The 14080-nt window shown below is 33.1% G+C and carries 15 protein-coding genes; 8 read left to right on the top strand and 7 right to left on the bottom strand.

Translation table 11 applies throughout. The annotated features are described in order from the left end of the window. Positions 1-796: 796 nt before the first annotated feature. Both MKY70_RS29425 and MKY70_RS29420 read left to right on the top strand, forming a co-directional pair. Entirely contained in the window at positions 797-1000 is a 204-nt protein-coding gene (locus MKY70_RS29425; protein ID WP_341026789.1) for a hypothetical protein, read from the top strand. Positions 1001-1995: 995 nt separating this feature from the next. Then, positions 1996-2481, top strand: coding sequence for a hypothetical protein (locus tag MKY70_RS29420; protein ID WP_002167267.1), 486 nt, complete (start codon positions 1996-1998; stop codon positions 2479-2481). Positions 2482-2594: 113 nt separating this feature from the next. Here the strand turns inward: MKY70_RS29420 and MKY70_RS29415 are convergent, their stop codons facing one another. The 3 genes from MKY70_RS29415 to MKY70_RS29405 all read right to left on the bottom strand — a co-directional run bounded on the left by MKY70_RS29415 (position 2595) and on the right by MKY70_RS29405 (position 4317). Then, positions 2595-2888, bottom strand: a complete 294-nt coding sequence (locus MKY70_RS29415; protein WP_002017193.1) for a hypothetical protein — start codon at positions 2886-2888, stop codon at positions 2595-2597. 220 nt (positions 2889-3108) lie between these two features. Continuing rightward, a complete protein-coding gene (locus tag MKY70_RS29410) occupies positions 3109-3717 on the bottom strand; it encodes an AAA family ATPase (RefSeq protein ID WP_341026681.1) in 609 nt (202 codons plus the stop codon). Positions 3718-4128: 411 nt separating this feature from the next. Beyond that, complete coding sequence (locus MKY70_RS29405; RefSeq protein WP_002017191.1) at positions 4129-4317, bottom strand: hypothetical protein; 189 nt, start codon at positions 4315-4317, stop codon at positions 4129-4131. Positions 4318-4549: 232 nt separating this feature from the next. Between MKY70_RS29405 and MKY70_RS29400 the strand changes: the two genes are divergently transcribed. Together MKY70_RS29400 and MKY70_RS29395 are read left to right on the top strand one after the other, a co-directional pair. Continuing rightward, positions 4550-5044: a hypothetical protein gene (locus MKY70_RS29400; protein WP_080017267.1), complete on the top strand. Its 495-nt coding sequence runs from the start codon at positions 4550-4552 to the stop codon at positions 5042-5044. 337 nt (positions 5045-5381) lie between these two features. Continuing rightward, positions 5382-5564: a hypothetical protein gene (locus tag MKY70_RS29395; protein WP_063219807.1), complete on the top strand. Its 183-nt coding sequence runs from the start codon at positions 5382-5384 to the stop codon at positions 5562-5564. A 166-nt stretch (positions 5565-5730) separates the two neighbouring features. Here the strand turns inward: MKY70_RS29395 and MKY70_RS29390 are convergent, their stop codons facing one another. Next, the gene (locus tag MKY70_RS29390; protein ID WP_063219806.1) at positions 5731-6027 is read right to left on the bottom strand and encodes an ArsR/SmtB family transcription factor; all 297 of its coding nucleotides are present in this window, start codon (positions 6025-6027) and stop codon (positions 5731-5733) included. A gap of 226 nt (positions 6028-6253) precedes the next feature. Here MKY70_RS29390 and MKY70_RS29385 point away from each other — a divergent pair, with 226 nt between their 5' ends. Further along, the gene (locus MKY70_RS29385; protein ID WP_002169341.1) at positions 6254-6379 is read left to right on the top strand and encodes a YjcZ family sporulation protein; all 126 of its coding nucleotides are present in this window, start codon (positions 6254-6256) and stop codon (positions 6377-6379) included. A gap of 548 nt (positions 6380-6927) precedes the next feature. Here MKY70_RS29385 and MKY70_RS29380 read toward each other — a convergent pair. From MKY70_RS29380 to MKY70_RS29370, 3 genes are all read right to left on the bottom strand, one after another. Beyond that, positions 6928-7353 (bottom strand): DUF4879 domain-containing protein, encoded by a 426-nt coding sequence (locus tag MKY70_RS29380; RefSeq protein ID WP_063219805.1) that lies wholly within the window; start codon positions 7351-7353, stop codon positions 6928-6930. A 495-nt stretch (positions 7354-7848) separates the two neighbouring features. Further along, complete coding sequence (locus tag MKY70_RS29375; protein WP_341026676.1) at positions 7849-8280, bottom strand: 8-oxo-dGTP diphosphatase; 432 nt, start codon at positions 8278-8280, stop codon at positions 7849-7851. Between the two features lie 882 nt (positions 8281-9162). Then, positions 9163-9870, bottom strand: a complete 708-nt coding sequence (locus MKY70_RS29370; RefSeq protein ID WP_341026674.1) for an IS6 family transposase — start codon at positions 9868-9870, stop codon at positions 9163-9165. Between the two features lie 311 nt (positions 9871-10181). Between MKY70_RS29370 and MKY70_RS29365 the strand changes: the two genes are divergently transcribed. The 3 genes from MKY70_RS29365 to MKY70_RS29355 are packed head-to-tail and all read left to right on the top strand — an operon-like array spanning position 10182 to position 13904. Then, positions 10182-11690: a spore germination protein gene (locus MKY70_RS29365; RefSeq protein ID WP_215575464.1), complete on the top strand. Its 1509-nt coding sequence runs from the start codon at positions 10182-10184 to the stop codon at positions 11688-11690. Beyond that, positions 11677-12780: a GerAB/ArcD/ProY family transporter gene (locus tag MKY70_RS29360; protein ID WP_341026671.1), complete on the top strand. Its 1104-nt coding sequence runs from the start codon at positions 11677-11679 to the stop codon at positions 12778-12780. Before MKY70_RS29365 ends, MKY70_RS29360 begins: the two co-directional genes overlap by 14 nt. Next, complete coding sequence (locus MKY70_RS29355; RefSeq protein WP_341026669.1) at positions 12777-13904, top strand: Ger(x)C family spore germination protein; 1128 nt, start codon at positions 12777-12779, stop codon at positions 13902-13904. The genes MKY70_RS29360 and MKY70_RS29355 overlap by 4 nt, the downstream gene beginning before the upstream one ends. The last annotated feature ends 176 nt before the right edge of the window (positions 13905-14080 follow it).

Genomic DNA, 14080 nt, shown 5'->3' with positions numbered 1-14080 from the left:
TATAGACATCTCAATTACGTTAGAGCTTGTTTCCTTGCAAGCTCTTTTTTTATTAAAATAGCGTTTTGTTCAAAATGATGCCCTTACTCATTTGGACACATTTACCAGTATTTTTACCAAAAAATTCATGATATGGTTATTTAGTCGAGTACGTCATTACTTGACGATTACCCTTAGAAGCCCCGCAGACAATCGGGGTTTCTTTTATTTAAATAACGATTTTGTTCACTTTTATAGCTTACTATTCCTCATAGTTGTGTTTTTCTTCTAGGACTTTTATAAAGTTAAAGTGTCCATCGAGATAACAATCATTGATATAACCCCCAAAATATATTTCATTAACTTCGCTTAAAGTAAAATTTTCATTTTTTCATTCACCCAAGTTCATAACATATTCTTTTCCTCTGGTAAAATAATGATTAGGTGCCCCATGCGCATTTTATCCACTGGAAATAACACCTTTTACGTACTTAACTATTAGAAACTTCATTTCTATTTCTTCTGCAATAGCAATTTTGTTCACTTTTTCGATACATTTATGAAACATTCATATGTTATCTTCATTACGTTCTATTCTTTTTATAAAACCGTGTGAGATATACCAAAACAATAAGCCCTGGAGCCCTAACTCTAGGGCTTATTCATTTAAAATAAGGATTTTGTTTGACTCTATTTCTTACATAAGACCGACTAGACACCAACATTTTTATGTAGTACAATTCCTATCAGAAAAATGTTAGGAGATTTATTTATGACTTTTGAAGATAATCGTAAATTAGGAATTCAATAAGGATGTATAGTAATAACAGATCAATCACAATATCTTGTTGTTAAAAAGAATGAAAATTATTCTTTATTAAACATCGCAACTGCGGAATGCATAAACTTTGAAGTTTCACTGGGACATCTTGAAGAAATGGTCCAAGTAGATTTAAAAGAAAAATTTCAAGATATCATTCCACCAGAGAATATTAAAATAGTAGCTCAAAACAGAATATAAAATGTATTTTCTAAGGGCACTTTCGATAGTGCTCTTTTTTCATGAACAGTTTCAAATAACGCTTTGGTTATAAATTAATTGCTTTATTTTTCCCAACTCTCCTTATAAATTTCACCTGTTTCAATGTTCTGTAGTTGACGGAGTTTATCTGCATCAACTACACGTAGCCCGTACTCCTCTAATAGTTCTGAGTTATCTTCGTTATCTAGATTCCCTGAGAAAATTATTTCGCCTGATTCACAGTCATAAACATCAAACTCGTAATTCCACGCATAGTATATCGCTTCTACAATGTCTTATTTTGGGATGATATAGAAACACCCTTCATCCCAATCCCACATTTTAAATTTGTAATTATTCCCCAAACTAATCACCTACTTTTCTACAAAATTCAAATTTTAGTATTTATCATTTTCTTTGATATATAAATGTTACGTAAATCATTGGTTAAGATTGCTGTCATTCGCACCATTTGTCCCGAAGTTGTTATATATTAAAGGTGCAATTATTTTACTTTCCATACGGCTTATGTTGAGTGCTAGGAGAAATCCTAGCCTTTTTCTTTTTAAAAAGATCTCATACACCTGAATAAATCTCAATATTCCGTCAATACTATAGATAGGCGATAGCCAGAACTCATTTAATGAAGTCCCTAACCTTTCTCCTTTCCCCCTTGGAGAACCAGCTGCGCAGTTAGCTTTTGCTAGCTGCTCTTTTATTTTCTTGTTCCAAATTAGTTACCAATTCAACGATATTGTCGTAATAACTCTCTTCAACAAGTAGTACCTTGCCTACACCTTCAAGATGCTTCTTCTCCCAAAGCGTTTTATCTTCTCTTATATCCTGTAATTTAATTTAAGACCCTCTTTTCTACAAGATAACTATTTAATTTAAATATTTACCACTATTATTAGTGATATTAGATAATTTCCATATTCCTCTTAAATACTCAATGAATATATTAATAATGAATCAAATAATAGGGGGTGAAATTTATGAGCCAATTTAAAAAAGACCCGCATATACCATTCCAATGTGCCTTCCCTTTACCTGAAGGACCAAATGGATTACGACAGTTTAAAGTCGGAGTTAACAGCGCTTCACTTCCAAATTTAACAAGTCCAATATTTGTTCCTCTTTCAACAGTAAGCATCACTATTAATAGTCCTAACGATATCATCAGATTCATGGCAACAATACAATCGCAAACTCTTTTCTCATCTGTAAGTTCCACTCCACTTAACGGAACTGTTGTTGGCTTTCGAATTAGACGCATAGCACCAGCTGCAACTATCCAATCTGTTCAAAATACGGATTTTGATGAATTAACTACTACTTTTACAGCTTTTGATAAACCTGGAGTTGGAACCTTTTTCTATGTATTAGAAGGAAACTTGGTACGTAGAACTAATCCTCCTAATACGCTTGTTGAAGGTATAGTATCTGTTATCCTCACTGCCGAAGAAATAGCACTTAATTAGCAACCGATAACTCTGATTATCCAAACATAAAGTCCCTTTTAATTTTTCAAAGGGACTTTATTTAAAATGTCTACATACACTTGATCCCAATCAGTAAGGCCATGTTAATCTTTTTAATAGTTCATATATGAATTTCTCTTTTTATGCATGCAGAATTTTAATATCAAATAACGCTTTTGTTTAGTTTTTGTTTTTTTTACATAGGTATCTATCCAATTGATTGCATACTCTTTTGCCTCATCAGTAGTTTCGAATTTTTTGTCTTCATGAAGAAAGGTAAAAAACTTTTTATATTTCTCACTTTTAAAAGCTACCCAAAAATGCTTATTTTTTCTTTCTCGACTATCCCCGCCCTCTACAATTTTTACAACGACCTTGATAGAACCCCCAAGTATCCCATTTTCCATTCTTCATTCTTTTTGACAGTTTCATCCCTTATCATTTTCTTTAATATATAAATGTTAAGTAAATGATTAGTAAAGATTGCTGTCATTCGCACTATTCGTTCCGGAGTTGTTATATATTAAAAGTGCGACAAACGTTCTACATTAAACCCTTCCATACGACTTTTAGTTATGCCTAGATGCTAGGAGAAATCCTAGCCTTTTTTATTTCATGCCTGTTGATTCAAACCCGCCGATAACTCGTTCGCTGGCACGCATATGATTTTTCATGTGTTTTCTTACGCTCTATATGGACTTTCTGTAAGTCTTCTATTGAAAGTTTCTTTAAGTTCTCTTCTAATAACTCAACTTGTATTTTTGGTAACTCAGCGAATACTTCTTTCTTTAGCGGTTCGCCTACATATGATAGAAGTTGTTCACGCTGCGTCTGCCAATGTTGTGAGCTGAAGAATCCAGGATTGAATAGTGATAGAAATGCTTGCTTATCGAACAACTCATCTACAAATGATTCGAATTCCTTAGCTTTCTTAGGAACTTCATTAATGAAGTACTTAGCTGCTTTCTTTTGAGCTTTACCGATCAAAATATCTTTATCGTCTACTTGGATAAGAAGTTCAACTTTCGTTTCTGCATCCTCATTATCAATAGGTTTCGGTTCGTTCTTAGTTCCGTATGGATCAATACCGTATAAAACCCATGTAATTGCTTCACCTATAGATGATTTGCCTGCTCCATTCGGGCCACTAATTGTTGTTATTTCACCGAATGCCACATTAAGGCTGTCATGATTTTTAAAGTTAGTAATACATAGTTCTTTAAAGTTTATTTTCATTATTTTTCCTCCTTGTTATGAAGAGAAAACATTTGGTATAATGTAAGTAGCGATTTACATGTGTTTTCTCCAAACCGTCTTATGGGTAAGGCGGTTTTTTATTTTCTCAATATAAATTGAATGATAATTCCGTTAATGTTTAGTTATCGATATGTGTAACAACCGGCCTGTGCTTCTGTACGGGCTTTTTATGATGCTTTCACGCATCGGAATATCCAGGAATCTATTTGCTAGGTGGGGGATATCATTAGATTCCTGAATATTCCGATAAGAGTAGATTTGTCCATTGTTCATAATTCCGTAACACATATACATGAGTTCCTGTGCTAAACTAAGGTCATTCGAAGAAGTCATTCGTTATTAATAGAATCAACAATTCTCAATATCCCGTCCCCTGCCCTAGCTCCCCTGCTAGGGCTTTGTGTTTTCTCTCGACTCTTTTTGTATTTCTAAAAGCGCATGGAACGTATTTCTTTTAATCGTTTCTAACAATCGAAACGCCTCATGAGCTGTATAACCTTCTTCTTCAACTAATCTTGTAAGACCGGTGATTATTAGCTGTTGACCGAAATTATCTAGATTTAATTCGTCTTTACTCATTTTTCATTCCCCTTTGTTCATATTTTTGTAACATCTATATATAAAGTTCTTATAAATTACGTGTTACACTTTGTACATTCCAGGAAGTCCTTATGGAATCGACAACTCAATACCCTTAGTACTGCCCTGCATCCCCTGTAGGGTTTTTTCTTATTTAGCTAGAGTTATATACTTGTATGTTTCCTCAACCTTATCTGCGCTTTTATGTACACCTCTAGCTCTTAAATCCTTTATGATCCACAAGATTTCCGGTTATGTTGCATGGTTAAATAAACAAGCTCAAAATAAAGTAAAACAAGCTGAATCTTTAATCAGTCAAAACCAGCAAACAGCAACTATCGCACAAGATAAATTAGACGAGTTAGAAGTAAAACAAAAACTACTGCAAAAACAAGCAGATGCACTTGATCATAAACAAAAACTTGACATAAAATTCAACTCTATAAAAACAGACTTATTATTCCTTTATAAACAGCAAGAAAGGGATCGCCATATTTGTACAAATAAACAAATAGAAGAATTCACTCAGTTCACTACTAAAACTAGTGAACTAGAGGCGGATTATATATTATTATTTTCTAATTTAACTAGCAAAATTATTAGGGATGTTTCCATCACAGACAATGACATTCAACAAGTTGAAAAATTAACAGTCGATGTACAAAAATTTATGGATGATTATATTTCTTTTCGCTTAAATGTTAAATTATTTAATGGAGAAAACTAAAAGATCACATAAAATCTCTTATTAAAGGGACTTTTTAAATTTCTCAATGAACAATATAACTTAACATGGTAAAATAATGTTGGATTAGCCATCCAATACATATTATTAAAATTAAAGTGGTTATCAAGTCGGAGGAAGGCACCTTAGGGTGTCCTTTTTTATGGATTATAAGAATAACAATGGTTGTTTATATTTTTTTAGACTGGAAACCTAACTTCTGATTTACAAAAAAACTCCCCACACAATGTTGGGGAGTTTTTTACTCTTTACAAACTTGTCACAGACATACAAAAGGATTATTGGTATAATTTTAAAAAATAATTCAAGAGGTGACGGGATGTTCAAAAAAATTATTGACTCTTTATTAGGAAAGAAAAACCATCGCTCGTACTCGAGCAGTGATCATCGTCATAAAGGGCGTTCGTATTCAAGTAGCGATTATAAACGAAATTCATCTAGTCATGGACATCAGCATTATAAAAGAAAACGTAAAAGTCGTAGCTTCTTTTCAGGTAGCTGATGAAATATTGTAAAAGTAAAAGGAGACATTTTAATGGATGTCTCCTTTTACTTTTACAATAACAACAAACTAAAATTAAAGTGGTTCGAGTCGAAGGAAGGCACCTTAGGGTGTCTTCCTCCATTTATATAAATCCGTTCGATTCTTTTAAAACTATAATAAATTATTAATTTAACAATCCTAATAATTCGATAATATTAATGGCTTTTTTCTCTTCTACTCTGCAATAAATCTTTGTACCCTTCCGTTCACTAATGACAACCTTACTTATAGTTAATTTTTTTAAATGTTGTAAAATTTTATATTCTGCAATTTGTGTTGCGGCACTAAGTTGAGAAACTGTCATAACACCATTTTTAATCAATTCACGAACAATCAATAAACGGTTTGAATTACCCAACATTTCTAAAATTTTAGCACTCCTTTCATAATGACTATAATCCATATTAAAATCATTAGACATAACGCTTATCCTCCTGGACCATCAGAAATAATAGCTAAAAAAATTAGACATAAGTAACACTATCCTAAAAATTACTATAAAAATACAATAAATTCAAATTTTAATGTGTCTTTCTTTATTTTCAAAGGGACCTGCTCAATAAATACTTAAAAACATAAGGTAAAGTGAACCCGTTAAAATAACAACTTACCCATTGTTCTATCTCCTAATTAAAGGAGGGAAAAATATGAGTTTCGGTGGTTCTTGCGGTGGCTTTGGTGGCGGATTTGCTTTACTGATCGTTCTATTTATCCTGTTAATTATTATCGGATGTAGTTGTTGGGGCGGCGGCGGTGGAGGATTCGGATACTAAAAAGGTGGCACTCATAAGAGTGTCTTTTTTCTCAATATAAGAATTCTAAGAATGTGCTATTATTTTAATACAAATTCCCTTTTGTGCAATGAGATAGTAATACCCAAAAAAAGCCCACCTATTTCCGTAGGTGGACTTTATCTTTATTACACAATACCAAATTATACTCTCATTTTTTCATAAACTTTATGCAATTATACATGTTTGTAAAAATTACACTAAATAAATATTACATGTAGTAAAATATAAATTGTGAACACGTTCTATAAAGCTGATTCTCCGATTAGAAGGCGTAACATATCTCAACCATATAGATGTGGCGTTGCTTTAATCTAGCCAAGCAAACGATCTCGATTCTCTTGTATTTGTACACTAACAATCTGGTAAAAATAAATGATTCTGTTTTATAGGACGTGTTTACTTAATTTCCAATACATATTATTAAAAGTAAAGTGGTTCAAGTCGCAGGAAGGCACCTTTGGGTGTTTTTTTTATGGAAAATCCCCACATAAGGTGCAGGGATTTTCATGCTACGAATATAAAACTGATTATTTAATATATAACGAAGTGCGCCACGTATCTCTTGGATAATTTATTGAAGTCTTTTGATATTCAAAAGTCCCTTCTTGATGATTTGATGCGTCCCATTTATATTCCCAACCTACAATAGGATTACCACCAATTATTTGTGAACCAATACTTTTCACATCAAATCCATTCATTTTGGCAAAAGGAAACTGGCCATACCCTATTTCTTTTGTGTAAACATACAAGTAACTACCCCCATGATCTTTAGTTGTACTAAAACTATTAGGGGTAATGTATTCAACTCCACCCAATTGTGATTCCACTTTTACTACACTTAAAGAAGTTAGAGGTGCTGCTGGTCCTGCTGATGCCTCCGATGCTATTCCTAATCCAACTACCGCTACCACCGCTAATGATGATATCCCTAATGTAACTTTTTTAAACATATAAACATCCCCTTGTTTTATAATAAGTACAAGTTTGATATTAACAGAATTTTATAAGAATATTCCTTATTTTGAAAACGTTGACAAATTATACTTTTTTAGGTATGTAATTTAGCATATCGATTGACATACAGGATAATCGATCTAATACTTTCGATATAAGGGGTCCCGCCAACCAAATAACATAAAACCCACGCTAAGACATTTTAGGGGTAGCACCACACGCCCATCAACCTAAGAATTCAGAAATACTCCAAAACAAAAAAATGAGCTTTTTTGTTACAAATTAGCATAAATTCTCGTTCTGGGGGTACTATAAAATTTTGGCTTGATGGCGATGGGGTATCACCAGCATTTTAGAAAAAAACCACGCTAGTCAAAAGTAAAACCGTCCATCAGGACGGCTTTACTTTTGACATAATTCTCGTTATCGGAAGTTAATTAAGTTCTAGTAATTTTGATATCTACTTGTTTATCCAAATCGTCATCCCATAGTCATTGAATTTCAAAGGTTCCGGGTTCAAGGTACAAATTTAATCTTTCTTTAAACCAGTCTTGCATAGGTAAATTTAAAACTTCATCAATTGATATCCAAAGTAATTCTCCTTCCGGAGGATTTTCGAGTAGTTCCCCTTTAAATCTATCGATCCAATAGTTAAATACCATATATCTGACATTGGCTTTAGGATTAACATATTCATCTAATCCCTTAAATATCAAGTTTGAAACATTTAGTCCGGTTTCTTCTTTGACTTCTCGTGCAGCTCCCTCTACTATGCTTTCAGGGAATTCTATTTTTCCACCTGGTGCTAGATACCCGGGGAATCCTAAATGATTTGGGCGGTTCATAAGTAAAATTTTATCGCCATTTTGAATCATATACATTGTATAAATTCTATGTTCTACACTTTTCCAATTTACTGACATAATCTATGTCCATCTCTTTTTTCTTTTTAACATATCCAAATTATAACAAATATTTATAAGATGATTGTTTTGATTTAAAAATGTATACGATATTCATGTAAAGTTAACATAACGTCTCATTATCAGTAGTCAATAATGAATATAGCTAATGTGACACGAAAACAGAAAATCCAAGAATATAAGAAAAAGGGGTAATATAAATACAAATCCTAACGCAATGACACTTGCTGTAGTACTCATCGAATCAAGATTTTTTTTTTATATTTAGAATTAATGAAGTAAAAATATAGTTTGAAGAAAGGAACGGAAAGAAGAGTCACTGATTTGTTTTTTCCAAAACTTTGTTTCTGTTTTTCTTTCCTCCAAGGTCATGGAGGTTCTAAAGGGGGAGGGCAGAATAAGAGCAGTTACAGCTGGTATAGTATAGAAAGTTACGTCGTTTAGCAGCAAAAATTTTCGCCACATATTAGATCACTCCACACATCCTTAGGGCCAGGAGCCCATCCTTCAGGAAGACAACGATAGGTATCCATACGATGTCCAGCAATTGTAGGACCAAAAATATTAAATGGTTCCTGCAACATGCGGTTACGGACCCAAGTTTCCTCCAATGATTCCTTAATAGTTGTCATCATCTGGTTATGTATTACAGCTAGATACCGACTGTGAACAAAATCAGCTTTGTTTAGAGCTTTCTCCATGTATTTTAAATAATCAGGAAACCACAAATCATCATCACTTAGATAACATACGAACTTTCCTTTGGCAACTTGTAATGCCTCGTGTCGGTACAGCTCTCCATGGCGTGTACCTTTAGGGGATTCTGGTGCAAAAATAAAATATAGGAGAATAAAGCACATATATTCCTAACGGAATCGTATCTTATGCTGCAAGTCCAAACAATTGATGGATGAATTCTTTCTGATTTTGGACAGACTGGTCCCGTAAATCAAGCTGCTCTTTTTTAATCATATGCATGGCTTCTACTCCAGAAAGAATGGATGTAGCTGTGTCAAAACATTTGAACCCTAGCATAGAACGGATTCGCTTCTTTATAAAGCGATGATCTTGTTCTACTATGTTATTCAAGTACTTTTGTTGTCTAAGTTGCTTACCATCAGGTATGCTTTTTTCTTTTTTCAACTGTTCAATTGCTATAGGATAAGCCGGGTTCTTATCGACTGTTATAACACGTGGCTTTGAAACATGAAAAGACCGCAAAGCTTTCTTGAAAAAGCGCTTTGCAGCCTTCTGGTCTCTTGTTTTGTTTAGGAAAAAATCAATTGTGTTTCCTTTCGAATCAACAGCACGATACAGATACATCCATTGACCTTTTACTTTGATATATGTTTCATCGACTCTCCAAGAGTCATTTGTTTGTTTGAGGTGACGGCGGATTCGTTTGTCCAATTCAGGACCATACTGATGAACCCAACGCATAATCGTTGTATGAGAAATGGATAAATCCCGTTCTTCTAGCATTTCCACCAAATCACGAAAACTGAGGTTGTACCGTAGGTACCATCTTACCGTTAACAAAATAATATCAGGCTGATAATGCTTCCATTTGAATAAATTTTCCTTTTCCATACCAATCACGCACCCATTTTAAAGTAATAGTAACAGTATGTCCAAGATTTATAGATTCATTGCAATTGTCCTTAAGTTTTTGCACCAGAACCCTTTAAACTTTTATATACGGGGCCATCAAACCAAGCAAACAGGTCACCACAAAAATAATGATAAAATGAAATTCTTTGTTTCAAGAAGGCTTTAAAATTTCGTTCTGGGGGTGCCACAAAATTTCAAGTTGATAGCGATGTGTTGCTATCCCAATGAATAAAATCTGATTATATAAAAATAATAAAAACAGGACTATTATACGTAAAGAGGTGTAAATCATGTCTTTAAATGAAAAGACCTTAGAAACCATGGAAAATACCATTGTTGAAACTATCCAGACAAATAATTTACAAGAACTTAAGAATACATTAGAACAGATCTTTGACATTTGTGCCGATTTAGTTGAACATCCATTACAATTAAAAACAAAAACGAATGTTTTACTATATTATTTTGAAGGTCTGACAGATGGTTTTGCACTAAAAGGAAATGTCGTTACACCATTATTACAAGAAGTAAATGAAGACAGGCAAGTATTTAATTCTAATATTATTGCTACTTATACAAAAACAGTATATACATGGAATGAAATTAAAAAAGGGCTGCTCGAGGGACAATGTGTACTGTTTATGGAAGGAGAAAAGAAAGCCCTTCTCATAAATACAAAGGGATGGGCAGAAAGATCGATTCAGGAACCTATTTCAGAAGTTACCATTAAAGGTTCTCATGATGGGTTTATTGAGAATGCCACTAAAAACATAGGTCTCATTCGTAGATATATTCCTTCTACTGAGTTAAAAATCAAAAAATTGACAATCGGAGAACGAGCCACTACTTTTGTATATTTACTTTACTTAGGCGATGTAGCTAACGAAGATGTGGTACAGGAAGTGGAGACAAGAATCTGTAAAATTAAAACTGATACAGTATTGAGCATAGGAGAATTGTCCAACTTTACAAAAGATCAAAATTGGACTCCCTTTCCACAGGCTTATTTAAGTGAACGCCCAGATGCTATTTCTAATCATATTCTTGATGGTAAAGTAGCAGTGTTAATTGATAGATCTCCTGGTGCAATGATCGTTCCAATGAATTTAATTGGATTTTTTCAGACTCCAGATGATTATAATGTACATTGGCTGATTGCATCATCTTTTCGCTTATTACGATTTTTAGGATTTATTATAGCTATATTTTTACCCGCGATATATATTGCAATGGTTTCATTCCACTTTGAAATCATTCCTTTAGATTTATATACTTCTATTGCAACGTCAAGAATTAAAGTCCCTTTCTCGCCTTTACTAGAAGCATTTATTATGGAAATCACATTAGAAATGCTTCGTGAAGCTGGTATTCGTCTACCACAACCAATTGGACAAACCATTGGAATTGTTGGAGGGATTGTAATTGGACAAGCAGCTGTTCAAGCAGGACTTGTGAGTAATGTTATGGTTATTATCGTATCTATTACTGCCATTGCATCATTTGTTGTTTCTAATTATGATTTATCAAGTTGTATTCGGCTTATTCGTTTTCCAATGATGTTATTTGCCTACTTTTTTGGAATTGTAGGTATTGTTAGTGGATTAATGCTCTTATTTGCTCATTTTGTTTCACTAACTTCCTATGGTTCACCATATGGATTGCCAATTGCACCTTTTCGTTTCCAAGAATTAAAAGATTCTTTTGTAAGATTTCCTATTTCTATGATCACCACCCGTTCTAGTACAGGAAAACCGAAACAAAGAAAGAAAAAAGAAGGTGGTTCACATGGGGAATCTTAAATTCCAAAACATAACTTTATTCGAATATATTATTTTCATCCATTCACTACAACTAGCATCAGGTATGTTAATTATGCCAAGTCCACTTGCCACTACCGCTGGCACAGATGGCTGGATTTCTATCATTCTGGGATGGATAATCACTTCTATAATTGGCGTATTTATTATATTAATGTTACAAAAAAACCCTAACAAAAATTTCTCACAGATTTTAAAAACTTATTTTGGTAAATGGCTGGGGACAATATTTATTCTTTTATATGCCTTTTATCTATTTTTTGCTGGATTTAATACTTTATTAAAGGCAACTGATATTGTAAAAGTGTGGATATTCCCTTCCACTCCTGCTTATCAAATTGCCATATTATTACTATTACCTTTTATTATTTTATCACTGAGTGGGATAAGGGCTCTTACTAGTTACTCTATGCTTGTTTTCCTCTTCACTACTTGGATGCCAATCTTTCTCCTTTTCTCATTACAAAGTAATTACAATCCATTACACCTACTACCCATTTTAAAAGATGGTATATATCCTATTGTAAAGGCAACTAAAGAAACAATTACCCCTTATGCCGGCTTAGAAATTGCATATTTTATTTATCCGTTTTTACAAAAAAAACATAAAGCGATAAAAGGAATACTTATAGCGAATACAGGAACCATGTTTTTCTACCTATATGCTACTATTCTTTCTTATATATATTTTAGCCCTGAAGGTATAAAGGAAGTGATTTGGCCAGTATTTCATCTGTTAAAAGGGGTTCGTTTTTCTTTCATAGAACGATTAGAAATTATATATATTGCTTACTATTTGATTGTATTTTCCACTACAATATATCCGTATTTATTTTTCAGTTTCGAATCAGTGACCATTTTATTTCAAAAAACCATTCGCAATTGGGTGCTGGTTGGTTTTATGCTATTAATAGTCGGCTTATTCATTTTTCTAAACCCCGATGTGGATCAATATTTAATTATATATTCTCTTATGGATATCTTAAATATCATTTTCTTTATTCTATTACCAATCTTCTTTTTCGCTTACAGCATTCTTTTTACTTGGTTTACTAGGAGGAAACAGCTTTGATTCGAAAATGGATATGGATTGTAATCTGTTGTGTATGTTTAATTGGTTGTAGTCAGAGAATTCCTCTTGAAAAAGTTTCTTTAATCCTTTTAATCGGCTTAGATAGAACTTCTAATGGAAACATAAAAGTGGGCACAAGCATACCACTCTTTCATCATAAACAGCAAAGCAGTACTGTAGAGCATTGGGTTCAGGCGTCAACCATATATGATGGATTTAGCAAAATGGATACGAAATTAACAGGGTATGTGACATCATCCAAAGCTGAAGTTATTTTAATTGGGGATAAATTAGCACAAGAAGAAAATTGGATACAGGCGCTCGATTCCTCTTACCGTGATCCTTACGCTACCATCAATGCTAAAGTGGTGCTTGTTGATGGACCGGCAGAAGATGTGTTTAAAGTTAATAGGCCTGATAAGCCATCACTTCCATCTTATATAAATGGTGTAATCGAATCGTCTATTCAAAATAATCAATCCGTCTCTTCCACGATTCAACAATTAATGAGAGAAAAAAATGAACAGGGAATGACGCAAACTGTTCCCATTATCAAGAAAACAAATAATGAAATTGATACGGTAGGAATTGCATTTTTAAATCATCAAGGAAAGTACTTAACGAAGATTCCTAAAACCGATGTGAAGTTTTTCAACCTTATTAATAAGTCAAAAAATACAGGTCGGATGATACTACACCTTGTTCTTTCTCCAAAAAAATCTGACAAAAAGCCAAATACGTCTGTTCTCGTACAAAATACAAAGAGAAAAATTAGTGTTGATTTCCAAAAAGGTAAATTTATTTTTAATATAGATGTAAGTATGAATGTATCCTTAATTGAAAAAACCAACGGAAACTTAACTAAAACTCGTTTACATGGTAATAAGAATATAGGTAGATTGGAACATGAAATCCAGGAAGAGTTCAATAAAAAATTACAAGGCATGTTACAGGATATGAAGAGAAATAAAATTGATCCAATTGGTTTATCATTACACGCTAGAGCTTTTCAATATAAAGAATGGAAAAAGGTAAAAGAAGATTGGTTGCGCGCTTTTTCAAAAGCTAAAATACGTGTGAATACACACGTTAAAATAAAAGATACAGGAACAATTAGAAATTAAACTATCTAGATTATTTTTAGCCAAGAAAACTTCCCCCTCAATTTGTGTGAAGGTGCATAGCACCAATAAGTTAAGTGGAAGATGAATTCACCTTTTCTGTAGGGAAACATGTGTTTCTAGGGTATATATGGTTCTGGTGCAAAATTTCTCAAGAGATAAACAGCGGCATGAATATA

It is taken from the genome of Bacillus sp. FSL R9-9492 (assembly GCF_038007365.1).
GTDB lineage: Bacteria > Bacillota > Bacilli > Bacillales > Bacillaceae_G > Bacillus_A > Bacillus_A mycoides.
Note: the sequence above shows the minus strand (reverse complement) of the source record. Positions and strands in the feature narration are given on the sequence as shown.

What these genes read in the sequence shown, in the direction of transcription:
- MKY70_RS29380 (WP_063219805.1), bottom strand. Translation starts at nt 7,353, where the DNA reads ATGTTTAAAAAAGTTACATTAGGGATATCATCATTAGCGGTGGTAGCG.
- MKY70_RS29365 (WP_215575464.1), top strand. Translation starts at nt 10,182, where the DNA reads ATGTCTTTAAATGAAAAGACCTTAGAAACCATGGAAAATACCATTGTT.
- MKY70_RS29410 (WP_341026681.1), bottom strand. Translation starts at nt 3,717, where the DNA reads ATGAAAATAAACTTTAAAGAACTATGTATTACTAACTTTAAAAATCAT.
- MKY70_RS29385 (WP_002169341.1), top strand. Translation starts at nt 6,254, where the DNA reads ATGAGTTTCGGTGGTTCTTGCGGTGGCTTTGGTGGCGGATTTGCTTTA.
- MKY70_RS29390 (WP_063219806.1), bottom strand. Translation starts at nt 6,027, where the DNA reads ATGTCTAATGATTTTAATATGGATTATAGTCATTATGAAAGGAGTGCT.
- MKY70_RS29415 (WP_002017193.1), bottom strand. Translation starts at nt 2,888, where the DNA reads ATGGAAAATGGGATACTTGGGGGTTCTATCAAGGTCGTTGTAAAAATT.
- MKY70_RS29395 (WP_063219807.1), top strand. Translation starts at nt 5,382, where the DNA reads ATGTTCAAAAAAATTATTGACTCTTTATTAGGAAAGAAAAACCATCGC.
- MKY70_RS29400 (WP_080017267.1), top strand. Translation starts at nt 4,550, where the DNA reads ATGATCCACAAGATTTCCGGTTATGTTGCATGGTTAAATAAACAAGCT.
- MKY70_RS29405 (WP_002017191.1), bottom strand. Translation starts at nt 4,317, where the DNA reads ATGAGTAAAGACGAATTAAATCTAGATAATTTCGGTCAACAGCTAATA.
- MKY70_RS29420 (WP_002167267.1), top strand. Translation starts at nt 1,996, where the DNA reads ATGAGCCAATTTAAAAAAGACCCGCATATACCATTCCAATGTGCCTTC.
- MKY70_RS29370 (WP_341026674.1), bottom strand. Translation starts at nt 9,870, where the DNA reads ATGGAAAAGGAAAATTTATTCAAATGGAAGCATTATCAGCCTGATATT.
- MKY70_RS29375 (WP_341026676.1), bottom strand. Translation starts at nt 8,280, where the DNA reads ATGTCAGTAAATTGGAAAAGTGTAGAACATAGAATTTATACAATGTAT.
- MKY70_RS29360 (WP_341026671.1), top strand. Translation starts at nt 11,677, where the DNA reads ATGGGGAATCTTAAATTCCAAAACATAACTTTATTCGAATATATTATT.